The following is a 25456-nucleotide window of genomic DNA, read 5'->3' as shown; positions in this document are numbered from 1 at the left end:
ACAGGGGCCGGCCTTCTTCAGGCCGGTCCAGCGCCGACCCGACCGTCATAGCGCTCCCGCGCATCCTCGATACGGTCGATATTTCCCCGCACCCAGCTTCCCAGCGCCATCACCGGTTCGCTCAGCGACAGGCCCAGCTCCGTCAGGGCATATTCGACCTGTGGGGGATTGGTTGGATAGGTGGTTCGGGTCACCATGCCGTCGCGTTCCAAAAGCTTCAGAACCCGGGTGAGCATCTGTTGCGAGATGCCGTCGATTCGCCGCTTCAGTGCATTGAACCGGCAGGGGCCGTCGATCAGCGCCATGATGACCAGCACCGACCACTTGTCGCCGACCCGCGCGAGAACCGGCGCCACCCGGCGGCATTCGCCGAAAACATGCCTGATCCTGTCATTGCTGGTGGTCAAATCCATGTGACCTGGTCCTTGCAAATTACGTCCTTGCAGCACGATAGTCGGTCACATAGTTAGAGCAAGTCACATTCTGTGACATCCGCGGCCGCGACCTCCCACCAGCGGCGACGCAACAGTCCAACCAAGAGGCCTGACAGGGTTGCCATCAGGGCGGCCCGACAGGAGATATTCATGAAGCTTAATATCATTATCGGCAGCACCCGCCCCGGTCGGGTCGGGCCCACCATTGCCAAATGGGTTGATGCCTTTGCCCGCGAGCACGGCAAGTTTGAAGTCGAGCTCGTCGATCTCGAAGCCTTCGGCCTGCCGCTTCTCGACGAACCCAAGCATCCGCGCATGCAGGAATATACGCACGAGCATACAAAGAAGTGGAGCGCGAGCGTTGCCTCGGCCGACGCATTCATCTTCGTGACGCCCGAATACGACTACTTCCCGCCGGCCTCGCTGATCAATGCGCTGCAGGCCCTGTCGAAGGAATGGGCCTACAAGCCCGCCGGTATCGTCAGCTATGGCGGCATCTCCGGTGGTCTGCGCGCCTCGCAGGAGCTGCGCTCGCTGATCGGCACCCAGAATGCCCACGCCCTGCCGCAGGTCGTGCCGGTACCCTTCTTCCCGAAATTCATCGATGAGAACGGCGCGTTCACGGCGAATGACGAGATGAAGGCCGGTGCCACCGGTCTGCTGGACGAGCTTTACAAATGGGCGGGCCCGCTCGCCAGCATGCGCGCTGAAGGCTAAGTCTGCAGGCGAAGCCACCGACGACAGCTGGACGGCCCCTGCGGGGGCCGTTTCGATTCCATGCCGAAAAATCCACCCAAAATGGCAGCGGACGCAAAACTGTCACAAATCAAGTGGAAAGGCCCGGCCACCGCTTGCATGTGACGCAAATCGGATCATCCTGCCTTGCGTGAGACCGAGCCGCCGCCGAGAATCGGGCCGCGCTCAAGATGGAGGAGAATGACGATGGACATTCGCCGCATGAAGGTCTGGATGCTGGGACCGGCCGCCGACACCCCTCTTCCCTTCGATCTGACGCAATCCTATCCCGACTGTCTCTGCCTTCCGGCAACGGGCGACGGCGACCTCGGCGATCGGGTCGAAAGTCTCCGTGGCATCCTGCCATCGCTGCCCATCTTCCTCATCTGCGAGCCGATTTCGCAGGCCTACAACGTCGCCGGCTTCACCGAGGCGGCGCGGGCTGCCCCCGACGGCATCATCCTGCGCGGCGTTGAAAGTGCCGCACGCATCCAGATGGCCGAAACGCTGCTGCGGGTGGTCGAAGCCCGCGAGGGGCTGGAGGAAGGCGCGATCGCGCTGATCGCGATGATCGGCGACAATGGCGGCGGCCTGCTGAACGCCCGCCATTTCGTCCACAAGCCCGGACGGCTGATCGCACTCGGCTATGACGCCGGGCCGCTCGATGGTGGTCATGCCGGCAACGACGTCGCGCGTCACGGCGCGGTGACGACCATGCTTGCCGCCCGCAATCTCGGTATTCCGGCAATCGATTTCACCGGTGCGGAGAGCGCCTCGGGCGCCTTCGAGACGTCGTGCCATCGCGCCGCCCGCAACGGCTTTGCCGGCAAGCTCGCCGCCCATCCGGCCCACATCGGCATCATCAAGAACGCCTTCGGCGCCGCCTGAGCGCGACAACTGCACGGAGCATCGAGCGGACCGACAACTATTTCGTCTGGTATGCCGTCGCCGTCGGCTCGATCCTCGTTCACGGCATTGCGGTGAAACAAGGCATGCCGCTCCACGCCCACGAATCCAACCCACCCGTAAAACAGAAAGAATTGTAATAACAGTATTTTATGACGGTCGCTTCATCTCGAATATATCGCCTGATGCGCAGTAGTCCATGTAGCCCATGCGGCCGAGCGGTCGGACCTTTGCCATATCGAGGCGCCCGGCCTCGGTGATCGCGTCCTCACGGATATGGATGCCGACCACCTGACCGAAGATCATGGTGTTGGATGACGGCACCCCGTCAAGCGTCGGAACGTCCATGATCGCGGTCATGCGGCATTCGAGTGCGGCATAGGCCTCGCCGACGAAGGGCGCATCGACCAGCCGCCCCTGCACAGCCGTCAGGCCCGCAGCCACGAACTCGCTCTCGCCCGACTGCAGCGGCGCCGACGACGTATTCATCTGCTGCGCCAGAGCAAGCCCCGCCAGGCTGACGGTGAAGACACCGGTTTCCTGAATGTTGCGGGCACTGTCCTTGATGCCGCTCGACGAAAACATCACCACCTTCGGCCGATCGGAAACGGCGTTGAAGTAGGAATATGGCCCGAGATTGTCTTGACCGGCGCTGCTGCGCGAGCCGATCCAGCCGATCGGACGCGGCGAGACGATCGCCTTGAACGGATCGTGCGGCAGGCCATGGGCATTGGTGTCGGTGGTGTAGAACATATCAGAGCGCGCCTCGCCACGTCACGACATCGGCAAGCGCGGGGCGCGGCCGCTCGAACGGCGCCTCCTTGCGGGTCCCGATATGCACGAACCCCGCGACCTTCTCGCCATCGGCCACGCCGAGTGCAGCAAAGGCGCGCTCGTCGAAGGCGTACCACTGAGTCAGCCAGGTGGCGCCGTAGCCGAAGGCGTTGGCAGCGGCGAGGAGATTGTAGCTCGCGGCCCCCGCCGACATGATCTGCTCCCACTCCGGGATCTTCGGATGGATGGATGCCGTCGAGACCACACCGACGACGACCGGCGCGAGGCTGAGGCGCTTGCGCTCAAGGTCGAGGCGCTCCGCGCTTGCCGTGGGATCATCGGCGGCCACAATGGCGGCGAGCGCATCACCCACCTCCGCGCGCGCCTCGCCGGCATAAACGATGAAACGCCAGGGCGCGAGCTTGCCGTGGTCGGGCACGCGTGACGCGATCGTCAGCATCTCTTCCAGCTCGGCCTTGCCTGGGCCCGGTTCGGCCAGCTGCAGCACAGGGGTGGAGCGGCGGGTCTTCAGAAAATCGATGACGGCATCATTCTTCAAGGCAAACCTCTTTCGGATCAAAAACTCACGTGACGCTCTTGAAAACGCCATCATAATCGGGTCAGAACTCTTTCCTGAACTGAAGTGAACGCTTGCCTCTCGCAAGTCAACCGGCGACCCGCATGTATCGAAACCGCGTCCACGCGCTGCCCTTTGCAAGACTGCTTGTCCTCCTAACGCTCGCCCTCTGCCTCGTCACCGGGCAGGCCATGGCGCAGGCCGATCCGTTCGCGCCGATGCGCGGGACAGCGACGCCCGGCGACAAGCGGGCGATCACGCTTCAGGCGAGCCTCACCGAAGGCGGCGGACTGATGCAGGACGGCCTCACCTGGCGAGTGTTCACCACCGTTCCCGACGCCCGCGGCCAGCTCCAGCTCGTGGCCTCGGCCGAGGGCGGCATCCAGACGCTGACGCTGCCCGTCGGCGACTACTTCATCAATTGCGCCTTTGGCCGGGCCTCGACGACGCGCCGGGTTTCCGTCGAGCGCACCGGCGGCGACGACACGCTCACCTTCGTGCTCAATGCGGGCGGGTTGGTGCTCAATGCCACGCTCGGCGATACCCTGCCCGCCGACGCCGACAAGCTGCGCTTCGCCATATACAACGACAGCGGCCGGCAGCGCGAACTCGTGATTGATGACATTTCCCCCCAGACGATCGTGCGGCTGCGCGAAGGAACCTATGAAATCGTCTCCACCTATGGCGATCTCAATGCCGAAACCCAGGCGCGGCTGAAGGTCCGGGCCGGTGAAATCACCGAAGCGACGCTGAAGCAGCACGCCGCCGTAGTGACGCTGAAACTCGTCGCCGAGGCCGGCGGCGAAGCACTCGCCGATACGGCATGGACGGTGCTCGGTGCTTCCGGCGATGTGCTCACCGAAAGTGGCAGCGTCTATCCGACGATGATCCTCGCCGAGGGCAATTATACCGTCGTTGCCCGCAACAAGCAGGATGTCTATGAAAAGAGCTTCTCGGTCTCGCCGGGGCAGACGCAGCATGTCGAACTGCTGATCAGCGAGGATGCGGCCAATGTCGACGACCAGGACATGTCGGCCGAAACCGTCGACTGAGGCAGGCAGAGCTTCTTCCTGTCGATGTTTGACAATGTGGGGCGGCAGCATCTTTTCCGGAAGGGAGAGTGCTGCCATCAAATGCAGGGGGCATGCATTTGCAGGCATATCTTATCAATCTCGAACGGCGCCCTGACAGGCTGGCGCACATGGCCGACCAGTTCGAGCAGAACGGCATATCCTTCGAGCGGATCCCCGCCGTGGATGGCGCGACGCTCTCGCAGGAGCGCGTGAAGGCGCTCTCCGCCTATCCGCAGGCGGGAAGCCAGGAGCTGAACGCGGCGCAGATCGCCTGCTATCTGAGCCATATGGAGGCCTGGAAGCGCTTTCTCGCCAGCGATGCGAAGGTGGCCTCCTTCTTCGAGGACGATGCTCATCTCGCCACCGGCTTGAAGCCGATCTTCGACGAGCCGGATCGCTGGTTTCCGGAGGGCGCCGACGTCGTCAAGCTCGAGACCCACCTGAAGGCCGTGGAGATGCATTCGGCGCCCGTCGGCAGCGCCGAGGGTCGAGCGATCCACCGGCTGGTCGGCAACCACTTGGGTGCCGCCGGCTATGCGCTGAGCCGGGCCGGTGCGGAAAAACTTCTCGCCGCCAGCGACAGGATCGCGATCGGCGTCGATTCGCTGATCTTCAACCCGCGCCGGCGCGGCAAGCTCAGCCTCACCGTCTACCAGATGACGCCGGCACTCTGCGTTCAGGACGGGCTGGTGCCGGAGGACAAGGGCGCCAAGCGCTTCGAGACCGATATCCCGGTCCCGGCCTTCCGCCGCTCCTATGGCAGCAATGCACTCGAGCGCTTCGGCTTTCGGATCATGGACCGGCTGCGGTTCTATTCGCTGCGGCTGAGGAACCGCATCGCCGGCAACCGCAAGCAGATGGTCGAGTTCGGCTGAACGGAAAAAGGCGGAGCCGATGGCCCCGCCCTTTTTCTTTGTTGTGGCGCAATTTCCACCGGTGAAACGGTACCCGCTTCACCTGGAGTTGCTCTGATCACTCGGCAGCTTCCGCAAGCGCTCGCACCTGATCGGGCGGCGTCGCCTCTTCGACCAGCATGGCAAGCGCCTCGGCAAGCGACATCGACTGCTGGTCGCGGGAGCCGAGACGGCGGATATTGACCGTCTCCTCCTCGGCCTCGCGCATACCGCAGACGAGAATGACCGGGACCTTGGCGACGGAGTGTTCGCGGACCTTGTAGTTGATCTTCTCGTTGCGGAAGTCGGTCTCGACGGACAGGCCTGCGGCCCGCAGCTTCTTCGCAACCTTCTCGCCATAGCCATCGGCCTCCGACGTGATGGTCGCGACCACCACCTGCATCGGCGCGAACCAGAGCGGCATATGGCCGGCATGATTCTCGATCAGGATGCCGAGGAAACGCTCCAGCGAACCGCAGATGGCGCGGTGGACCATGACCGGCTGCTTCTTTTCCGAGGTCGAGTCGATGTAGAAGGCGCCGAAGCGTTCCGGCAGGTTGAAATCGACCTGGGTCGTGCCGCACTGCCATTCGCGACCGATCGCGTCCTTCAGCGTATATTCGAACTTCGGCCCGTAGAACGCGCCCTCGCCCGGCAGGATACCGGTCTTGATGCGACCACCGGACTGTTCCTCGATGGTCTTCAGAACCGAGGTCATGATCTCTTCCGCGTGATCCCAGCTCTCATCGGAACCCACACGCTTTTCGGGACGGGTGGAAAGCTTCACCACGATCTCGTTGAAGCCGAAATCCTCATAGACCGACAGGATCAGGTCGTTGATCTTCAGGCACTCGTCGGCAAGCTGCTCTTCGGTGCAGAAGACGTGGGCGTCATCCTGCGTGAAGCCGCGCACGCGCATCAGGCCATGCATCGCGCCCGAAGGCTCGTAGCGGTGCACGACACCGAATTCCGCATAGCGAATAGGCAGTTCGCGGTAGGACTTGAGGCCATGCTTGAAGAGCTGAACGTGCCCGGGGCAGTTCATAGGCTTCAGCGCGAAGACGCGCTTGTCTTCCGCTTCCTCGTCGGCGCAGGCCACGGCGAACATGTTTTCGCGATACCATTCCCAGTGGCCGGACGTCTTCCACAGCGAGGTGTCGAGCACCTGCGGCGCATTGACCTCCTCATAGTTTCCGGCGAGCCGACGACGCATGTAGGCGGTCAGCGACTGGAACATCCGCCAGCCCTTGGAATGCCAGAACACGACGCCCGGCCCCTCTTCCTGGAAATGGAACAGGTCCATCTCGCGGCCGAGGCGGCGATGGTCGCGCTTTTCGGCCTCCTCGAGGAAGGTCAGATAGGCGTCGAGGTCCTTCTGGTCGGCCCAGGCCGTGCCATAGATACGGGTCAGCATCGGATTGTTGCTGTCACCGCGCCAATAGGCACCGGCCACCTTCATCAGCTTGAAGGCGTTGCCGATCTGGCCGGTCGAGGTCATGTGCGGACCACGGCAAAGGTCGAACCAATCGCCCTGGTGATAGATCTTTAGGTCCTGGCCTTCGGGGATCGCGTCGACGAGTTCGACCTTGTAGGCTTCGCCCTTCTCGGCAAAAACCTGCTTGGCCTTCTCGCGCGACCAGACTTCCTTCGTGAAGGGCGCGTTGCGGGCGATTATCTCCTTCATCTTCTTCTCGATCTTCGGCAGGTCTTCCGGGGTGAACGGAACCTCGCGGGCGAAGTCGTAGTAGAAGCCGTTTTCGATCACCGGACCGATGGTGACCTGCGTACCGGGCCAGAGCTCCTGCACGGCCTCGGCCATCACGTGCGCTGCGTCGTGGCGGATCAGTTCCAGTGCGCGGTCATCGGTGCGGGTGACGATCTCGATGCGGCCATCGGTCACCGGATCGGCGAGATCGCGCAGTTCGCCATCAAGGGCTATCGCGACGGCCTTCTTGGCCAGCGACTTGGAAATGGACTCGGCAACGTCGCGGCCGGTCGTGCCGGCGGCGTATTCGCGCTTGGAGCCATCGGGAAAGATGAGGGAAATCTGGTCTGACACTGTCTTCTCCTTGAAACCAGTCCCGCCAACGAATGCGGGTGGACAAATGCCGTTTCGAACGGCGACGAGGCAGCTCAATATAAAAAAAACTGCCCTGCGTAAAGCCGCAAGGCCGTTGCCATCGGATGGGGACAGGATCAGAACTTGACGCCGACGCCCGCGGTGACTGCGTGGGTATGCATGTTGAGCTTTGCATCCGTGCCGGCCAGGCGCGCGATATCCTCGAGCACCTTCTGATCGGGATAGCCGGTATAGCGGTATTCGAGGCGGGCGAAAATGTTGTCTGTGATGGCATAGTCGACGCCCGCGCCGACCGTATATCCGTAGAGAGCATCGCTGACGTCGACGTTGAGCGCCTTGCCGTAATAATTGGCAACAGCGGCACCCGCGGTCAGGTAGGCTAGGAGATTGCCGAAGCTATAGCCGACACGCCCGCGCAGCGAACCGTTCCAGTCCGTTCCCTCCTCGACATTGAAGCCGAGACCGGTCGGATAGCTCTTGTTGGCCCAGTTATAGCCGGCATCGGCTTCGACGCCGAGGACCACATTGCCGAGCTGCTTGTTGTAGCCGGCAAAGGCACTGGCGATCGCGCCATCGAAGTTTTCGGACGAAGACCCGTAGCCGGAGAGCGTTCCTCGCGCCCGGCTCCAGCCGTAACCGCCGCGCAGACCGGCAAACGGCCCGTCCCACTGCGGCTCCTCATCGACATAGACTTCCTGGTAGACGAACGGCTGCGGCGACGGTACCGCCACGACATCCGCCGCATGGCCTGGCGCCGCCCCCGCCGCATAGACCGCCAGCATTGACGCTGCAAACTTCTTCATGCCCCACTCCGTTCAAGAACAATCGCCAAAGTGGTAGCGGAGAAGCGTTAAGAAAGCGTCTCGTTAAGGTTTACGGCGGGTTAACGCGGACGGCAAAATGGCTCAATCGCCGCTGCGTGCAGCGTCCAGTTGCATATAGTCAAGCGGCAGCTGGGTGGAGAACTTGATCTGCTCCATGGCGAAGGAAGACGAAACATCGCGGATCTCGATCTTGGCGATCAGCCGCTTGTAGAAAGCGTCATAGGCCGCGATATCCGGAACCACCACGCGCAGGAGATAGTCGACATCACCGCTCATCCTGTAAAATTCCAGCACTTCCGGAAAGTCGGCGATCACTTCCGCAAAGCGCTTCAGCCATTCGACCGAGTGGCTGTTGGTGCGGATCGCAACGAAGACGGTGACATTGGCATTGACCTTTTCCGGGTCGAGCAGCGCAACCCGCCGCTTGATCACGCCCTCTTCCTCCATCTTTTGGATGCGCCGCCAGCAGGGCGTGGTCGAAAGCCCGACCTTCTTGCCGATATCGGCAACCGCCAGCGTCGAATCCTCCTGCAGGAGACGCAAAATCTTTCTATCCAACCGGTCCATTTCCAGCCTCCGTAAAAAATTTTTGCTGTTATAGCATTGCTGGCGCCGTTGAAAAGAGGGATTCGCGCGCCGGCATCGCGCCGCCTAGCCGCCATAAAGCCGCACGGCGGCCTTCAGCTCCGGCAACACCTCGTCCTCGAACCAGGGATTGCGCCTCAGCCACGCCGTGTTGCGCCAACTTGGATGCGGCAGCGGCAGGATGCGCGGCGCTTGGTTGGCAAAGAAGGCCGTGCGCCAGTTGCGGACGGTCTCGGTCAGTGTCTTGCGGCTCGCTTCCCCCATGTGCCAGGCCTGCGCATACATGCCGATGGCGAGTACCAGCTCGATCTGCGGCATCGACGCCATAGCCCTCTCCCGCCACTGCGGCGCGCATTCCCGTCGCGGCGGCAGATCGCTGCCCCGCGCGTCGTAGCCCGGAAAGCAGAAGCCCATCGGCAGGATGGCAAACCGCTCCCGATCATAGAACCGGTCGCGATCGACGCCCATCCAGTCGCGCAGCCTGTCGCCAGAACGGTCGTTGAAGGGGATGCCGGTTTCGTGGACCCTCAGCCCCGGCGCCTGGCCCGCTATCAGAACCCGCGCAGACCGGGAAAGCCATGCGACGGGACGCGGTTCATGCGGCAGCCGCCGCTCCGGCCCGCCGGCGGGACAGTCACGACAGATGCGGCAGGCCGCTATCGTGCCTTCCAGGCGATCGGGAACTTCAGGCAAGAGGCACCTTTGTCGGAAAGCTTGCCGCCCAGTTAACAAACAGGGCTAACAAACCGTTTACGGAAGGTATTTCTTAACAATTCCTTCTTATGGTTGAAAGCAACCGACGATGGGAATTGCGATGCTGAACCGAGACAACAGACCCGTGATATCCGAAGGCGCCCCCGAAATGACCGAAGCGGGACGCTTCCGACAGGCGCTTGCCACCATCGATAGAAATGCTCCGGCGCTCGGCATTTTCCTGATGCTGACATCGGCCGGTTTCGTCTATCTCGGCCGCGATCTCATCTTCCTTCTCTGGGCACTCGCCGCACTCGCCCTGCATGCAATCGCCCTCATCATGATCCGGCGCGCACGTCGCGAAGGTGGTGATGCCGAACGGCTTGCCCAATGGAACGCTCGCGTCATCGGCGCCCACTGGATTGCCGGTGGCGCCTGGGCGCTGCTTGCCTTCATCGATTGCGGCGCCTGCTCCGGCACTGCCCTGCCCTTTTTCAAGGGCGCCATGGTCATCATCGCGCTCGCCATGATGGCACTCAGCGCTGCCGCCCTGCCCCGCTCGGCCTGGCATGTCTTCATGCCCGCCGTCGCCGCCTTCGGCGTCGTCGCCTGGCAGAGCCGCTCCACCTTCGATATCGGCCTTGCCGCCGCCCTTGCCGTGGTGATGGTGTTCATCGCCTTCTTCAACAGCCACATCGACGAGAGCGACAAGGCGCTCGGCGCCAGCGAGAGCGAGAAGGACGCGCTGAATGCCCGGCTGAGCGACAGCCTGCGCCAGGCCGAAGCCGCCGCCGAAACCGCCGAGCAGGCCAGCAAGGCAAAGTCCGCCTTCCTCGCCGCCATGTCACATGACCTGCGCACGCCGCTCAATGCCATCATCGGCTTTTCCGAAATCATGCAGAACGAGATGATGGGCCCGATCGGCCATCCTTATTATCGCGAATATGCCGGCGACATCCATCGCTCCGGCCGGCACCTGCTCGACATGATCGACGGCGTGCTCGACCTGTCGCGGCTCGAGGCCGGCGGCTACCGCCTTACCGAACAGCCGGTGTTCCTGAGCGATATCATCGATGCCTCGATGGCGATCGCCGGCAGCGAGGCATCCCGTCGCGGCATCGCCATCCGCACCGAAGCCGAAGCGCGCCTGTCGCCGCTGATGGCCGACAGCCGTGCGCTGAAGCAGATCCTGGTCAACCTGTTGTCCAATGCCGTGAAATTCTCGCCCGATGGCAGCGAAATCATCGTCAGCGCCGGCTTCACCGAAACGGGCGGCCAGTATCTCGCCGTGCGCGACCATGGCGCCGGCATGGACGCGCAAGCCCTGGCAGAGGCCACGAATGCCTTCGCACGCGGCGCCAATGCCGATAACGTCGAAGGCTTCGGTCTCGGCCTCTCGATCGTCAGCGGACTGGCGGACGCGCATCAGGCAACCCTTGATCTGCAGTCGGCGCCCGGCGACGGCACGCTCGCCGCCGTGCTGTTTCCGGCGGCGCGCGTGGTCAGCCTTCCGGCCGCCGCCGTCGTCGAAGCGACGAGCGGGACCCAGCTTCCGCTGTCGCCGGCAGCAAGCCTTCCGTTTGCCATCGACAGCATCGAGGTCGAGGCCACGACCCGCACCGGTCGTGATCGCCTTGCCGCCGCGCTGAAGCGCCGTGCCCGCAGGGTCGCCAATGACGATACCCGTCAGGCCGCTCCCGATGCGGAGCATATGCTGGAAGAACAGCTCGAGGCCGAGATCATCGATGCGCTCGACGCTGCCCGCACCTCGGCCGATGCCGCATGAGCAGCGTATGAAATCCGACACCCCACCGACCCTTTCCACCGAGCGGCTGACGCTCCGGCCGCTCGTCTGGGATGACTGGCCGGCCTATTCGGCCTTTCTCGCGTCAGAGCGGGCCCGGTTCATGAGCGGACCGCACAAGGTCGACACCGCCTGGTCCTTCTTCTGCAATGACATCGCCCAGTGGACGCTTTTCGGCCATGGCGCACTGATGTTCGAGGAAACCGCGAGCGGAACGACGCTCGGCCAGGTCGCGCTCTGCAAGGGGCCACTGTTTCCGGAACTCGAACTCGGCTGGTTCGTCTTTGCCGGCGCCGAAGGCCGGGGCTTTGCCTTCGAGGCTGCGGCGGCATTGCGCAACTGGGGCTTCCAGACGCTCGGCATGGCCGAATGCGTCAGCTATATCGACCCCGAAAACCACCGCTCGATCCGGCTCGCGGAACGCCTCGGGGCCAGGCGCGATCCGGAAGCCGAGGCACCGGACCCGACCAGCCTCGTCTACCGGCACCTTCCGGGCTGATTGCATCGGCCTGGGCCTAGAAGGCGCCCTTCAGCACCTCCAGGAAAGCACGCACTGCGGGATTGGTCCGGCGGCTTTCGGGCCACACTGCCGTGATGTTGTGGCGTTCGACGGCGAACTGCGAGAGAACGGGAACCAGCGCTCCGCGCTTGACCCATGGCGCCGCCATGAAGCTGGTGGCCATCCCGATGCCGCCGCCCGAAGCAACCGTCGCGAGGACAGCCTCGCTGGCATCGACGACGATCGCCGCCGCCGGCACGAGCTCGATCTCGCGATCGCCGAGGCGAAACGGCCAGCGGAACAGCTGACCCGTGCTCTGGTAGCGCAAGTTCACCGTCTGGTGCGCCGGAAGCGCATCAGGATGGTCCGGCGCGCCATGCGAGGCGAGATAATCCGGCGCGGCATAGCAGCAGAGCCGGTGTGGCGAGAGCCGACGCGACAGGAGGCGGCTATCGGGAAGGTCGCCGATCCGGACGGCGAGGTCTATGCCCTCATCGATGAGATCCACCCTCTGGTCGTTGAGCCGCAGGTCAACCGTCACCTTTCGATGTGTTTCGCAAAATCCCGGCAGCAGGGGCGCGATGACATGGAGCCCGATCGGCAATGAGGCCGCGATCCGCAATGTTCCGGCCGGCTCGGCACGGGCAGCCTTCGCAGCCTGCTCGATGTCTTCGGCATCGCGTAGCAGCCGCAGCGCACGCTCGTGCAGGTCGCGCCCCTCATTCGTCAGCGTCAGCGACCGCGTTGTGCGGGTGAAAAGCGTCACGCCCAGCTGCGCCTCGAGCCGCTGCACGCTCTTGCTGACCGCCGAGGGAGAAACCCCAAGGGAACGGGCGGCAGCCGTGTAGCTCCCCAGCGCGCCGGCGCGGGCGAAGGCGATCAGGCCAGTCAGTCTCTCTATGGCTATCTGTTCCGTCATGGCACTATTAAAGCGAATAAGAGCGCTATTATCAATCTGATAAAACAAACATACATCGGGTCGACAAAACCGAAGAGAGGTTCACATGACCGAGATGATGAAAGCCGTTCGCCTGCACGCCTTTGGCGGGCCGGAAGTGCTGCACTATGAGGACGCGCCCCGGCCGGTCGCCGGCAAGGATGAAGTGCTGGTTCTGTTGCATGCGGCCGGCATCAACCCGCCTGATCTTTATCTGCGCGACGGCTATCGCGCACTTCCGCCCGAGTGGCAGCCCAGTCCGACCTTCCCCCTGATCCTCGGCACCGATATTTCAGGGGTCGTCGCGCAGGTCGGCGAGGGTGTTGAAGGGTTCAGCGTCGGCGACGCCGTCTATGCGATGGTGCGCTTTCCGCACAATCTGATGACCGGCAGCAATGCCTATGCCGACTATGTCGTCGTGCCGGCCGCCGATCTCGCACTGAAGCCGGCGGGCATCAACCACGTGGCCGCCGCCGCCGCGCCGATGTCGCTGCTGACGGCATGGCAGTTCCTCGTCGAACGCGGCCACGATGCGCCGAACCCGTTCCAGGCCTTTGACCATGCTCCGGTTCCGCTTGAGGGCAAGACCGTGCTGGTCAATGGCGCCGGCGGCGGTGTCGGCCATCTGGCCGTCCAGATCGCGAAATGGAAGGGTGCGAAGGTGATCGCGGTCGCCTCCGGCAAGCATCGATCACTGCTGCAGGACCTCGGCGCGGATGAATTCATCGACTACACCGCCAAGGCCGCCGAAACCGCCGCGAGCGATATCGACCTTGTGATTGATGCCGTCGGCGGCGCGAAGATGGAGCGCTTCCTCAAGATCATCAAGACGGGCGGCGCCCTCTTTCTGGTCAACCCGCTCGGCTTCGCCGGCCACGATGAAGCCACAGGGCGCGGCATCACAGTGTCCTCAACGCAGGTTCGCTCCAATGGGGCCCAACTGGCAGAGGCCGGACGCCTGCTCGATGACGGCACGGTTCGCGTCGTGATCGACAGCACCTTTACGCTGGCCGATGCCTCGGCCGCCCATCAGCGCGCTTCCAGAGGCAGCATCCAGGGCAAGATCGTCCTGACCGCCCTCTGATTTCTCGGCGCTCCGGTCCGCAACGGCCCGGGGCGCGCAACTGACAGGAGAGAACCATGCTGATCGTCACCGGCATCATGAATGTCGCCCCCTCCGATCTTGAGGCATTCCTTGCGGACCTGCATTCACTTGCGCTCGCCACACGCCAGCGTCCCGGCAACATCGCCTATGACGCGGCGGTGGAAGACGCGCCGGCCGGGCGATTGCTCATCGCCGAGCGCTGGGCCGACCAGGCCGCCCTCACCGCCCATCTTAAAGCCGACGACACCAAAGCCTTCGGCCAACGCTGGCAGGGACGCATGTGGGGCGACATCCGCAAATACGACGCTTCCAACGAGCGCGCCCTCACCGACAACTGACGCCGCCAGCGACCACCCAGAAGGGGCGCGGACCCTGACGATCTAGAACGCGCCGCCCGCTTCCTCGCCCCCCAGCGCCTCGCCTTCGGCGGCAAGGTGGCCGGCCGCAACTTCGGCGTCAGCAAGACCACCGGCCCCCGCTTCAACATCGTAAAACAGCCTCGACGCTGGACGCTCGGGCGATCGCGCGTGGCTCCCGGAAGCCGGCATTGAAGCGGCGCAGAGCAGAAGCGCTCCGATTAGTTGGGCCGTTTGGGTTTTCGGCTTTTGTGTTTCGGCGTTTTGCCGCGATCGGCCGACGGAGGCTGGTGTTTGCGGGTCGGCTTGCCGTCCTGCTTGAATTTCGGTTTCGCTTGTCTCGGCTTTTCGGGCATCTTGCCGGCCGGCGCGATCCTGATGCCTTTCTCGAGACTGCCGGGCTGCCTGATCTGTTCCGCGTAACCGGCAGCCTTGTCGGCGGAAATTTCGAATCGGGTTTCGGTGTCATCGATCTTGATCCTGCCGACATCGCGTTTGGTCACACCGCCGGCGTTGCAGATCATCGGCAACAGGAATTTCGGATCGGCGCGCTGCCTGCGCCCGAGCGAGATGGTGAACCATACGCCATCCTGCATGTCCGTGTTGCGCGGCTCGCGTGCTGACGTGTGCTTGTCTTCGGACCGGCGGGCACGGGCGGGCGTCTTCGCCTTGAGCGCTTCGGCGGAAAGCGGAGACAATTCCTCGGGAACGGGGTGAGCCGCCCGTTGCAGGCGAAGGAACGCCGCTGCGATGCGTTCGGGCCCCGCACGCTCCAGCAATTCGGCGATGATTTCCGCCTCCGCTGCGTCGGGCAGCGCGGAAGAGGCGGCGGCATCGATGATCCGCCGGCGGTAGCGCGCCTCGATATCGGCAATGCCAGGCGCTGCACGAACGGTCGCCGTCAGCTTCGCCAATGAAAGCACGCGCTGGGCCGCGTTACGCCTGTTTTCCGGAACGATGAGCACGCAGACGCCCTTTCGGCCGGCGCGACCGGTTCGGCCGGAGCGATGCAGCAGGGTTTCCGGGTTGCTCGGCACGTCGGCGTGGATCACGAGGTCGAGGTTCGGGAGGTCGATGCCGCGCGCTGCGACATCGGTCGCCACGCAGACATGCGAGCGCCCGTCGCGCATGGATTGCAGCGCATTCGACCGCTCCGACTGTGCCATCTCACCCGAAAGCGAAACCACCGCGAAGCCGCGATTTGAAAGGCGCGCCGTCAAATGGCGAACGGCTTCGCGTGTATGGCAGAACACCAGGGCGCTTGAACTGTCGGAATCGAGCAGCGTATTGATGATGGCGTGTTCGCGCTCGTCGCGCCGCACCAGCATCAACTGATATTCGATGTCGGCATGCTGCTCGGTGGACGCAGTCGTCTCGATGCGCACCCCATTCTTCTGCACGGTTCGGGCCAGTTCGGCGATGCCGCGCCGCACGGTCGCCGAAAACAGCAATGTGCGGCGTTCCTCGGGCGCGGCGCCGAGGATGAATTCCAGGTCATCGCGAAAACCGAGGTCCAGCATCTCGTCGGCCTCGTCGAGCACCACGGCGCGAATGGCCCCGAGATCCAGCGCGCCCCGCGTGATGTGATCGCGCAGGCGCCCGGGTGTGCCGACGACGATATGGGCGCCGCGGTCGAGTGCGCGGCGTTCGGTGCGCACATCCATGCCGCCCACGCAGGTCGCGATCCTGACCTCAGCGCCCGCATAGAGCCAGTCGAGCTCCCTCTGGACCTGAATGGCAAGTTCGCGCGTTGGCGCAATGACCAGACCAAGCGGCGCGGCGGCGGCGTCGAAATGCGCGTCGCGTCCAAGCAGCGTCGGCGCGATTGCGATGCCGAAGGCAACCGTTTTTCCCGAGCCCGTCTGCGCCGAGACCAGCAGATCGGCGTCAACGTGATCTTCATTCGTCATCGCCATTTGGACCGGCGTCAGCGTGCTGTAGCCTTTCGCCGCGAGGGCGGAGGCAAGGGCCGGATGTATGTCGGCAATCGGGGATTTGGCGTTGGTATCGGTATTCGGGGTCATGGTCACCACCTTTGTGAGCCGCCGAATATCATCATGTGCGCGCGCTGGATAGCAATAGTTTGCGGGGTTCTGCGCCCCGTGTGACGCCTGGCCAATGACGGCATCCAGCAAAATCGAACAGAGTGCGGAGGCGGCAAACCGCCCGGGTCCGGGTTGGACAACCAGCGGGCTGAGCGGGAGCGGGTCGATCCACGCCCGTCTTGGATCCCCGCCGGCCTTATACCGGCGGGTTGCTATGCCTGCGATTGGGCGGCCACCACAACGCTTGACGACTGATTATATCCGTTCGAACCGCGCAGGTCCTTCCAGGACCAGGAATTCGACTTCCAGCGTTTCGGCTTTGTCTCCGCCGCCGGAAAACGTGGCAGCGGAGCGGGAGCCCGAAGGCGCATTCTCGGCATCGATATCGAACACCATCATCGCGCCGTCCCATGGCAACAGCTCAAAGGTTTCCTCTCCGGGCCCGGCCAGCAAGACGAGGCCGCCGGTCTCGTCCTCGCGCACCTCGACGGTTCCGAAATAGGGGTGGCTGTAGCGGCCGGTGCAATAGCTTGCCGGCGGCGGGGCCGCAGCCGCCTGTGGAAACGGCTTTCCGGCAGTCTCGCCGATCGGCGTGTAAAAGGCTGCAAACATCGGCTCATAGCCCGAGAACCAGTCGCGGGTTACGCCGCCGGTCTGAACCATGTCGTTAAAGCTCGCGCCGATCGACTCGACCGCACCCACCGGGGCAGCGTTCGAGAGCACGACAATCCCGACATCAAGCGAGGGGATCAGCGCGAAATAGGTCGCCGCCCCCAGAAGGAACGCGCCCGAATGGCTGAGGATCACCCGGCCGCTGGGATCTGTGCCTACCCCGAAGCCATAGCCATAAAAGCCCGCGCGCTCATCCGGGGTATGCGGCCGGCTGGAGAAGCTCTGCGGGCTGATCGCCGGCTGCAGCGCTTCCGGCCGGATGAGATCACCACCATCGGCGAGCACCATCTTCATCCATTTCGTCATGTCATTGACCGAAGAACTGACGCCGCCAGCAGGCGACTGGGCATCGGGCTGGCGCTGATAGAGCGCGGCGAAACCATCTGCGGTTCTCGCATGGGGCGTGGCCCGGTTTTCGCGCGCCATGAAATCGTCAAAGCGCGCGCTCGTCTCGGTCATGCCAAGCGGCTCGAACACGGCCTCTTGCATAAGATCGCTCCATGTCATGCCGGACGCATCGGCAACGGCCTCGGCGGCCGCCGTCAGGCCGAAATTCGTATAGGCATAACTGGTGCGGAAGGGTGAAAGCGGCTGGAGCCTCAACCTTTCGAGAATTGTCTGGCGGCCGAAGCCGAGGTCTTCGAGATCATCGCCGGCATGATCCGGCAGGCCGGAGCGATGGCTGTAGAGGTCGCCGATCGTCAGCCTTTCGCTCACCGCCGCGTCGGAAAGCGAGAACCACGGCAGAAGATCCTGCATGCGACTATCCCAGGAGACCACGTTGCGGCTGACCTGACGGGCAACGACCGTCGCGCCGACGGATTTGGAGAGCGAGGCGAGCTGGAACACAGTGTCGGGTGTCACGGGCATGTCGCCATCGCCGCCGCGTGTTCCGAACCCCTTGGCATAAATGGTCTCGCCGCCACGTACCACGGCGACGGCAAGGCCAGGCACGCCGCTGCGGGCCTTGATGTCTTCGATAATGCCATCAAGCGCTGCCACCGCCTCGTCGATCTGCCCGGGCGGAACCGGAACGCCTGACGTGCGCGATGGCGGCAGCATGTCCGCCAGTGCCGGAGCCGAGAGCAGGACAAGAGAGGCCGAAGCCAGTGAGGCGGACGCCAGAAAACGGCGCCGCGAAGCTCTGAACTGTGACATGAAAAACCTCTCCTAATTGCTATCACCGGCGTGACCGGAATGTCTTGTTATCGAATTTCGTCGCGGTTCCCCGCGTCAGAGCGGCATACCCAGTCTGAAGAAAACCCTGAGCCCCTCATCCTCACCATTGTCGGGACTATACCATGGTAGCGCCGCGATGAGCTGGAAACTCATCTTTTCCGCAAACATACCGCTGACGCCGACGCCGACCGAGCCCAGTGCATCGCGTGCATAGTCAGCGTTGGCAGCTTCATTCCAGACCACGCCATAATCGGCAAACGTCGTCCAGGTCAGCCCCGGCAGCGCCGACCAGCCGGTTTCGAAGTCGTGGCTGAGCTCAAGGGCGGCCGCCGCTCCGCCGGCGCCGGACAGCGTGCCGCCGTCAAAGGCCCAGCCATAGGGATCGCCGCCGAGCGAGAACTGCGCTGCTGCCGGCAGCGGCGTTGCGGAATACTGACCGGCGCTGCGCAGCCGGATGGCCGTATCGGCGCCGAGATCATGCGCAATGTCGAAATTCACCCGCGCGAACCGATAGTCCTGCGGCACCTCTGGCGGACCGGTTTCCTGTCCCAGTCCCTGGCCAAACTCCGCCATTGTGAGGAACGCCGTCGATCCGTGCTGCCGGTCGTATGTCAGCGACATGGCCGCCCAGCGCGTCTGCTCGCGGGTCGCCCGAGCGCCCATCACATCGACGCGGTCATTGCGCAGATTGACCTCGAGCCGGCCGAAAAGGCTCTGATCAATGGTACGGACGAAGGGATAGTCGAGCCGCACCGTACCGATCACGGAATGGATATCAATGTCGTCGGACTTCAGATCGCCGCCCGGTTTCTGGGTGATGTAGGAAAGGTCATATCCGGCGGACAGGCCGTTGAAGCCGATGGGAATATCCTGCGATGCCTGCAGGAAGATCATCTCCTGCGGCATGTTGGGAACGGTCACGCCGACGAGGCTCGCGCTGTCGAAAAGCCCCAACATGTCGTTGACGGTGACATTGCCGGAAAGCTCCAGCGGGCCGACCTCATCGGTCCCGAGATTGTCGAGCCCGACGCCGGCGGAAGTGCGCTCGAAGCCGATGTCGAGGCGAAATGTCGCGCCGCCCGTCGGGGTCTCCGGCCGGATCAACGTGCCCTCGATATCGAGCCCGCCAAGGTCGCTCATCAGCAGCAGAACGCGCTCGGCCTCCTTGATCCGGATCGGCCGCATGGCGATGATCCGATCGATATAGGGCGCGAGACGCTCGCGGATGCCCGGTATTGAACTATTGACCTCCAGCGTCTCGACATAGCTTTCAAAGACGCGGAGCGTGATCTTTCCGGAGGAGAAGTCCTGAACCGGCACGATGGCGATGGCGAGATAGCCAGCGCTCAGATACCGGGCCTCGATCTCCGCGGCGATCCGATAGAGGTCGGCGAGGGTAATGACCTTGCCCGTCATGCCCTGCCAGAGGTCGGCAAACGCTGTGCCGGGCAGCGTCTCCGCCCCCTCGATAGTCAAGGATTTCAACGTGAAGCGGATCGCTTCGGCATCCTTTTCGGGGGTGCGTCGGTGCTGGTCCTGAACCTTGATATCGATCGCGCCGGTAGACTGCGGGGGCGTGAACCGCTCGAGAATGGTCGTCTGGCCGGCAACCGTCTGTTCGATCCGCGCTGCGGTCTGCGCCAGCGCCGTGTCGGTCTGCGCGAACAGGCATCCGAAGGCGAGCGGTCCAAAGGCGAGAAATCCCCACCAGGAGGAAGCAGGGCGCGCGGGAGGGCTGCTCTTGCGCGATGTCTGCGAAAGGCTGTCCTCCGCCTTTTCATCATCGACCGGTGCGAGCAATTGCAGGCGCATTACTGCCAAGAAACCGGAATTCTCTGACAGGGTCGTTTGACGCATGGCTCCCCCACTGATCGTTGCATAAGGCCCCCCCTCTCGCAATCAACCTGATGACGGCGGCGAGGCGCACCGGAATTGACGAGACCCTGTTTTGGCAAAGCTTATCGACCGGGCGTCTTGCGTTTGGAATCCCCTGATCAGGGGGGTAAGGGCTGGCCCAGCCACAATGCCATCAAAGACGCGCGGCTGGAAACGCCGTATTTGCGGTAAATCCGCTTGACGTGATCATGGACGGTGTGGGGGCTCTGGCCGTTGTTTTCGGCAATCTGGCGTTCCGAAAGCCCCTGCAGCAGGTCGCAGAGCACCTTGCTCTCCATCGGCGTCAACGGTTCGGATGCGACCCCTATCCCTTCCGACAGCATCTGCAGGCGATAGAACCAGCGGATGCCGCGCAGGGCGTGCGTCACGATCCGTCGATCGCGTCCCGAGAATCGCGGTTGCGAGATTGCGCGGTGAAAGCCGATCTGGATTTCGGCATCGGCATTGATGGGAATGCCCACCCAGATCGAATCCAGTCGGTCCAGACCGCGATAGAAGGTCTTGTAGGAATAGCTCTCAAACCATTCGGGCGTCGCAAGCTCATCCAGCATTAACACCCGGAATTGGCCGGCGAGTTCGGCATTGCGGATCGTGGTGATGTCGGGCTCGCCCTTCTCCATCAGGGCGAAGGCTTCCTGGATGGTCCGTGCGGTTTCCGCGTCTGGATAAAGTGCGGAATGGCTGCGCGGCCGCCAGCCGAAAAGCGGGTCACGATGTCTGTTGTCGACAAGCCTCACGGCGCCGATCCAGTCGGCCTGTCGCGCATCGATCATGTTGCAAACGGTCGAGAGCAGGTGGACGCGCGCCTCAGGCATACGCGAAGCTTCGAAATCCGAAAGCTCGTCCCAGAGCGCATAAATGCGTTCAGTATCGATTGTCTCGTCCAGCATCAGATTATGTGACTGTAGAACTCGGTCGTTTCACCTTTTCCTATATCAATACTCGACGACATAACGAGCAGGAAAAGGGAGCATCCCACGAATATTCTGACACATCAGCGCGCAGACCTACCCGAACAGGGACGTCCGAGAAGCATCGAGCCGCAGCAAATGTCGGCCTTTCAACGACATGACCTGAGACTCGGCTTCGCCCTTCGTCGGCATGGGCGGCGTGTTCCTGCGCCGAGATCGCCAGCCGAGGACGGAGGTGATCAACGATATCAGCGGCGACGTCGCCAACTTCTTCCGCATCCTGCAGCGGCACTTTCCGCAGTTCATGGACACGCTCCGCTTCCAGATTTCCGGCCGTCGCGAATTCGAGCGGCTGATGAAGACCGACCCGACGACGCTGACCGATCTCGAACGCGCCGCCCGCTTCCTCTATCTCCAGCGCCTCGCCTTCGGCGGCAAGGTGTCGGGCCGGAACTTCGGCGTCAGCAAGACCACCGGCGCCCGTTTCAACCTGGTCAAGCTCGCATCCACGCTGGAGGACATCCACGAGCGCCTCGCCGGCGTCGTCATCGAGTGCCTGCCCTGGCAAGACTTCATCCGCCGCTACGACCGGTCCGGCATGCTCTTCTATCTCGACCCGCCCTATTGGGGAAACGAGGCCGACTATGGCGTGGGCGTCTTCGTCCGGGAGGATTTCGAGGCGATGGCCGAGACCTTAGCCGGCCTTCAAGGCACCTTCATCCTGTCCTTAAACGCCGTTCAAGGCGTCTTCGAAACCTTCTCGCGGTTCGACATCGAGGAGGTCGATTGCACCTATTCGATATCGGAGGGGAATGGGAAGGGCGTGAAGGAGGTGATAATACATGGCTCAGAAAAACAACGTGTTGAAACTGCTATGCAGCAGCAAAGTGAGGCACGATGACGAAGGCAGCGGAAAGTCATCACTACATTCCGAAATTTATCCTCCGCAACTTTCTTTCGAATCAGCGAAAAGAGCAGGTGACTGTATTTCAGAAATCGACATCTAAGTCGTTTGTCACCAACATACGCGGGGTGATGGCTGAACGCCGATTCAATGATTTTCGGATTGGTCCCGATCTATATTTAGGTTTTGAACAAGCGTTTTGCCGCATCGAGGACCTTGTTCTTCCAGTGTATTCAGCCCTTGTCGAAAAGGTCGGTCTTTCTAAAATGGCTGAGGAGGCGGACATGCTGGCGCTTTTCGTCGCCTTCCAAATGGTGAGGGTCAGAGCATTTCGGGATGAGCTTGGTGGCTCATTTCATCAGCTTCGAACGCATTTTTCGAATTTGGGTATTGATCCAGACAAAGTCGAGGGGTTGGAGAGCGTTACGGATGATGAGTTAAAGCGACGCCATTTTGAATTTATAGGCAATTGCATCGACGGTTTTCGGAGTGCCATTTCAGCAAAGGACTTTCTTTTGCTTAAGGCGCCCAAAGGCAGAGGATTCTATCTAGGCGATAATCCCGTGGTCTTGCGAAACGAAGAGATCAACGATGGCTCCTGGAGCAATATAGGTTTGGCTGTAAAGGGCATACAGATTTATGTCCCGTTGACTCACGAACTGATGCTGGCAGCTTGGTGCCCAAGCATCATCGAAGGCATAAGATCGAACGTGAGCCGAGATCGCAAGGATGCTCTTCATGCAAAAGCTAGGGCCACACTTTCAGCGTCGAGTCTTGAGACGAGTAGACGAGCCGAACTTAACGACACCTTGAAGAAGATGGAAAAGTCTCTCCTAAAACTAGAGCAGTTTATTGAGGAGGCTGGGAGCGGGAAACCTATATTGCTAACCAACGCGAATATGGACCACTACAACGCACTTCAGGTGCAGTCTGCACGAGAATTTGTAGTTTGCCGCAAAAGTGATTTTGATCTTGCCCGCCGAGTAGTCGCAAGAGAAGGGAGCACACGCGGAGGCTTTCGGCTAGGAATTGGAAAGCTGGGGATTTGACCATGACGTTGCTTGGAGATTGGTTCTATACAGTAGGCACATTTGTTGCCAATAATGCCTTGGTGATAGCGCAAGTTATCGCTGCCTTCGTCACCGCTGGCGCCACCATCGCGCTTTGGAATGTTACCCGGGTCTTAGCAGTTGAGACATCGAACCTCGCCAAGATGACCGCGCAGCCGTTCGTCGTTTGTTGGCTCGAATCGAGTGGTGCTGACGCCACGGCCTTGGACCTTACGTTTAGAAACACCGGCAACGCGGTTGCCTTTGATGTTGAACTCAAGCTCTCCCCAGCATTGCCTTCTCCTGATGGTAGGAAACAAGAATCCAAAGAACAAACTTATAAGCTGTCAATGTTGCCCCCTGGTCACCATCTCGCTCATAAACCAGTTTTGTCGCGAGACGTCCGTGAGACTATTTTTTTAGCGGAGATCAGCTGGGCCAAACGTCCGCGTGGTACGACGAGAGAGACACTAAGCTATGATTTCCAGGCAAAAGATGGCTTTCGAGGCGGCTGGAATACAAAAGGCTCCCACCAAATTGCGGAGGAATTGAAAAAAATCCGGGAGAAGTTGCCGAGAAGTTAAGAGCGGTATTCATATCTTTTTGCGGCAACGCTCACGCCGAAAATCGATTGCTGCAAAACCAGCTGTCAAAATTGCAAAACCGCGCGTCACGCTACAATCAAAATAAAATATTTTATTTTCAATAGGTTATAGCGAAAAAGCTCTTAAATTTTGGTGCGCGTGGAGAGCACACCGGAGGACCAACAAACATTGATTTGAAATAGTAATTTCACCTCATTCGATCAAATGTAGCACTTTCTGTTACACAATCCGTGACACACAAGGCGGCTGAGGTATCGGGATCTGCAATACCAATTAGGAACCTGCAATTGCGACCGCTTTTGCGGCCATGTCAGACGTTAAGGTTGAACTATCGTGCGACCGAATGTGCCCCGTGAGTTCATGCTTCCGGGTGCGACGATCGCGGCCATGGCGTCGACAGGGGTCATTGCCCGTGAGAGGATCGCGTCAGCCCTCTCGGACCGAAACGATCGAGGTCCGCGTCTGAGCCTTTCGCGCGCATAGAACAGCTTGATCTGATCGCCAAGCGTCTCACGCCCCCCCAAGGTGTTCGCGCATATGCCCTGCCAATTGTTGCGGCCGGTACTCGGGAAGCCGCCTACAGTCTGCACCATCTCATCGACCAATGGACTCGGAAACCGACCTCTTTCTCAGAAAGCTGCCATCAGTTCTTCGGGCGTTCGGGTTCCCACGACGCTGATCAATGTGAGAGGAGCCAGAAGGAAACCCGAAGGCGAGGCATCACCATGGGCGCTAGCTCCGCCGATCGATGCACAGCACTTCATCAAACCGCATTTCAAGCGCGAGCGTTGCCATAAGCTCTGCTGCGGGCGTGGCACGCGCGAGCGGAGCCCCCTGCCCCGCCCATTGCGCACCGTAGCCGGCCTCGCCGCAGGCTTTGGCGGCGGCGTGAAGGGCCTTTCCGGCGTCGTAGGCAATGGGATAGTCGGGCGGCGTGGCTCCGCAAAGCGATGTTTCCGCCAGTTCCGTGAACCGGTTGGCAAGCGCGCGCGCCGGCCGGCCGGAAGTCGCAGTTGTCAGCCGCGTGTGAAAGGCGCCCGATCCCTTCAGTGCAGCGCGATAGGCATCATCGGCGGCAGACTCTGGGCAGGCGATGAAGGCTGTGCCGAGCTGTGCGGCGATTGCACCGAGATCACGCGCGGCGGCAATGCCCGCGCCGTCCATGATTCCGCCTGCCGCGATGACGGGGATGCCGGTTTTCCTGACCAGAAGCCGCGTCAGCGCAAATGTGCCAAGACCATCATCGGCGGCCATCGGATCGAACACGCCGCGATGCCCGCCGGCTTCGATCCCCTGTGCGATGACGGCATCGAGCCCGGCGGCCTCGACGGCTTCGGCCTCGGCAAGGCTCGTCGCCGTTGCAAGAAGCCGGATGCCGGCGTCCTTCAGGGCAGTGATCGTTTCAGCCGGCGGCAGGCCAAAATGAAAGCTGACGACTGCCGGCTTTTTCTCGACCAGAAGAGACAGCATCTCCGGATCATCGGAAAAGCTCTTGTAGATCACGCGCAGACTTGCTGGCGGCGCGGCACCGAATTCGGCGAAGGCCGGTCTGAGTGCCGCCAACCATGCCGCCTCCCGTTCCGGGTCCTGCACGGCCGGGCCATGCGCGAAGACATTGACGTTGAAGGGCCGGTCCGTTTGGGCGAAGGTCTCGTCGATCATCGCGCGGGCGCCGGCGACATCGCTCGCGCCAATGCCGATCGAACCGAGCCCGCCAGCGTTTGAGACCGCCGCCGCCAGCGCAGGGGTCGAGACGCCAGCCATCGGCGCCTGAATGATTGGCAGCGTCATTCCGAGCCCTTCAAGCATTTCGCCATCTCCTTTCACCGTTCCGCATACATATCGATCAGGTCAGCACAAATTCCCTGAAAGAGAATTCACCTTGACGTTCATTACCATTTAAAGAATATATATTTCCAT

General features: G+C 62.0%; 23 protein-coding genes and 2 pseudogenes. 12 read left to right on the top strand and 13 right to left on the bottom strand.

Features of this window, described 5'->3' with window-relative positions; genetic code table 11:
• Positions 1–17 precede the first annotated feature (17 nt).
• Positions 18–413: a winged helix-turn-helix transcriptional regulator gene (locus TM49_RS14135; protein WP_045682181.1), complete on the bottom strand. Its 396-nt coding sequence runs from the start codon at positions 411–413 to the stop codon at positions 18–20.
• 165 nt (positions 414–578) lie between these two features.
• On the opposite strand from TM49_RS14135, the gene TM49_RS14130 reads away from it, so the two are divergent.
• Together TM49_RS14130 and TM49_RS14125 are read left to right on the top strand one after the other, a co-directional pair.
• Positions 579–1151, top strand: coding sequence for an NADPH-dependent FMN reductase (locus TM49_RS14130; protein WP_045685257.1), 573 nt, complete (start codon positions 579–581; stop codon positions 1149–1151).
• A 225-nt stretch (positions 1152–1376) separates the two neighbouring features.
• Positions 1377–2057, top strand: a complete 681-nt coding sequence (locus TM49_RS14125) for a hypothetical protein (protein ID WP_144409570.1) — start codon at positions 1377–1379, stop codon at positions 2055–2057.
• A gap of 168 nt (positions 2058–2225) precedes the next feature.
• Here the strand turns inward: TM49_RS14125 and TM49_RS14120 are convergent, their stop codons facing one another.
• Together TM49_RS14120 and TM49_RS14115 are read right to left on the bottom strand one after the other, a co-directional pair.
• Entirely contained in the window at positions 2226–2828 is a 603-nt protein-coding gene (locus TM49_RS14120; protein WP_045682178.1) for a flavin reductase family protein, read from the bottom strand.
• A 1-nt stretch (position 2829) separates the two neighbouring features.
• Positions 2830–3408 (bottom strand): nitroreductase family protein, encoded by a 579-nt coding sequence (locus TM49_RS14115; protein WP_045682176.1) that lies wholly within the window; start codon positions 3406–3408, stop codon positions 2830–2832.
• A gap of 122 nt (positions 3409–3530) precedes the next feature.
• Between TM49_RS14115 and TM49_RS14110 the strand changes: the two genes are divergently transcribed.
• Positions 3531–4478 (top strand): hypothetical protein, encoded by a 948-nt coding sequence (locus TM49_RS14110; RefSeq protein ID WP_045682174.1) that lies wholly within the window; start codon positions 3531–3533, stop codon positions 4476–4478.
• Between the two features lie 98 nt (positions 4479–4576).
• Positions 4577–5374, top strand: a complete 798-nt coding sequence (locus TM49_RS14105; protein WP_158498644.1) for a glycosyltransferase family 25 protein — start codon at positions 4577–4579, stop codon at positions 5372–5374.
• Positions 5375–5471: 97 nt separating this feature from the next.
• Here the strand turns inward: TM49_RS14105 and thrS are convergent, their stop codons facing one another.
• The 4 genes from thrS to TM49_RS14085 all read right to left on the bottom strand — a co-directional run bounded on the left by thrS (position 5472) and on the right by TM49_RS14085 (position 9574).
• A complete protein-coding gene (gene thrS / locus TM49_RS14100; protein WP_045682173.1) occupies positions 5472–7451 on the bottom strand; it encodes a threonine--tRNA ligase in 1980 nt (659 codons plus the stop codon).
• A 137-nt stretch (positions 7452–7588) separates the two neighbouring features.
• Positions 7589–8275, bottom strand: coding sequence for an outer membrane protein (locus TM49_RS14095; RefSeq protein WP_045682172.1), 687 nt, complete (start codon positions 8273–8275; stop codon positions 7589–7591).
• Positions 8276–8377: 102 nt separating this feature from the next.
• Positions 8378–8863 (bottom strand): Lrp/AsnC family transcriptional regulator, encoded by a 486-nt coding sequence (locus TM49_RS14090; RefSeq protein ID WP_045682170.1) that lies wholly within the window; start codon positions 8861–8863, stop codon positions 8378–8380.
• Between the two features lie 84 nt (positions 8864–8947).
• Positions 8948–9574 carry a uracil-DNA glycosylase family protein gene (locus TM49_RS14085; protein WP_045682168.1) on the bottom strand — a complete coding sequence of 209 codons (627 nt, stop codon included), beginning with the start codon at positions 9572–9574 and terminating at the stop codon, positions 8948–8950.
• Between the two features lie 169 nt (positions 9575–9743).
• Here TM49_RS14085 and TM49_RS14080 point away from each other — a divergent pair, with 169 nt between their 5' ends.
• Both TM49_RS14080 and TM49_RS14075 read left to right on the top strand, forming a co-directional pair.
• On the top strand, positions 9744–11360 hold the full coding sequence (locus tag TM49_RS14080) for a sensor histidine kinase (RefSeq protein ID WP_158498643.1): 1617 nt from the start codon (positions 9744–9746) through the stop codon (positions 11358–11360).
• 7 nt (positions 11361–11367) lie between these two features.
• Entirely contained in the window at positions 11368–11877 is a 510-nt protein-coding gene (locus tag TM49_RS14075) for a GNAT family N-acetyltransferase (protein ID WP_144409569.1), read from the top strand.
• Between the two features lie 16 nt (positions 11878–11893).
• Here the strand turns inward: TM49_RS14075 and TM49_RS14070 are convergent, their stop codons facing one another.
• Positions 11894–12796 (bottom strand): LysR family transcriptional regulator, encoded by a 903-nt coding sequence (locus tag TM49_RS14070; RefSeq protein WP_082074748.1) that lies wholly within the window; start codon positions 12794–12796, stop codon positions 11894–11896.
• A gap of 85 nt (positions 12797–12881) precedes the next feature.
• On the opposite strand from TM49_RS14070, the gene TM49_RS14065 reads away from it, so the two are divergent.
• The 3 genes and pseudogenes from TM49_RS14065 to TM49_RS23935 form a co-directional block, all read left to right on the top strand.
• Positions 12882–13898 carry an NADP-dependent oxidoreductase gene (locus TM49_RS14065; protein ID WP_045682163.1) on the top strand — a complete coding sequence of 339 codons (1017 nt, stop codon included), beginning with the start codon at positions 12882–12884 and terminating at the stop codon, positions 13896–13898.
• 56 nt (positions 13899–13954) lie between these two features.
• The gene (locus tag TM49_RS14060; protein WP_045682160.1) at positions 13955–14257 is read left to right on the top strand and encodes a putative quinol monooxygenase; all 303 of its coding nucleotides are present in this window, start codon (positions 13955–13957) and stop codon (positions 14255–14257) included.
• 36 nt (positions 14258–14293) lie between these two features.
• Positions 14294–14413: pseudogene (locus TM49_RS23935) on the top strand (DNA adenine methylase); the annotation flags it as partial.
• A gap of 83 nt (positions 14414–14496) precedes the next feature.
• Here TM49_RS23935 and TM49_RS14055 read toward each other — a convergent pair.
• From TM49_RS14055 to TM49_RS14040, 4 genes are all read right to left on the bottom strand, one after another.
• A complete protein-coding gene (locus TM49_RS14055) occupies positions 14497–16299 on the bottom strand; it encodes a DEAD/DEAH box helicase (RefSeq protein WP_045685250.1) in 1803 nt (600 codons plus the stop codon).
• A gap of 276 nt (positions 16300–16575) precedes the next feature.
• Positions 16576–18150 (bottom strand): serine hydrolase domain-containing protein, encoded by a 1575-nt coding sequence (locus tag TM49_RS14050; RefSeq protein ID WP_045682158.1) that lies wholly within the window; start codon positions 18148–18150, stop codon positions 16576–16578.
• Positions 18151–18225: 75 nt separating this feature from the next.
• A complete protein-coding gene (locus tag TM49_RS14045) occupies positions 18226–19983 on the bottom strand; it encodes a ShlB/FhaC/HecB family hemolysin secretion/activation protein (RefSeq protein ID WP_045682157.1) in 1758 nt (585 codons plus the stop codon).
• Positions 19984–20165: 182 nt separating this feature from the next.
• Positions 20166–20957, bottom strand: coding sequence for a response regulator transcription factor (locus tag TM49_RS14040; protein WP_045682156.1), 792 nt, complete (start codon positions 20955–20957; stop codon positions 20166–20168).
• Positions 20958–21150: 193 nt separating this feature from the next.
• On the opposite strand from TM49_RS14040, the pseudogene TM49_RS14035 reads away from it, so the two are divergent.
• The 3 genes and pseudogenes from TM49_RS14035 to TM49_RS14025 form a co-directional block, all read left to right on the top strand.
• Positions 21151–21879 (top strand): annotated as a pseudogene (locus tag TM49_RS14035) (DNA adenine methylase); the annotation flags it as partial.
• Positions 21876–22931 (top strand): DUF4238 domain-containing protein, encoded by a 1056-nt coding sequence (locus tag TM49_RS14030; protein WP_045682155.1) that lies wholly within the window; start codon positions 21876–21878, stop codon positions 22929–22931. The pseudogene TM49_RS14035 and the gene TM49_RS14030, both read left to right, overlap by 4 nt.
• Positions 22932–22933: 2 nt before the next feature.
• Positions 22934–23515 (top strand): hypothetical protein, encoded by a 582-nt coding sequence (locus TM49_RS14025; RefSeq protein ID WP_045682154.1) that lies wholly within the window; start codon positions 22934–22936, stop codon positions 23513–23515.
• Positions 23516–24268: 753 nt separating this feature from the next.
• Here TM49_RS14025 and TM49_RS14015 read toward each other — a convergent pair.
• The gene (locus TM49_RS14015; RefSeq protein WP_045682151.1) at positions 24269–25345 is read right to left on the bottom strand and encodes an NAD(P)H-dependent flavin oxidoreductase; all 1077 of its coding nucleotides are present in this window, start codon (positions 25343–25345) and stop codon (positions 24269–24271) included.
• Positions 25346–25456 lie beyond the last annotated feature (111 nt).

It is taken from the genome of Martelella endophytica (genome assembly GCF_000960975.1).
Lineage (GTDB): Bacteria > Pseudomonadota > Alphaproteobacteria > Rhizobiales > Rhizobiaceae > Martelella > Martelella endophytica.
Note: the sequence above shows the minus strand (reverse complement) of the source record. Positions and strands in the feature narration are given on the sequence as shown.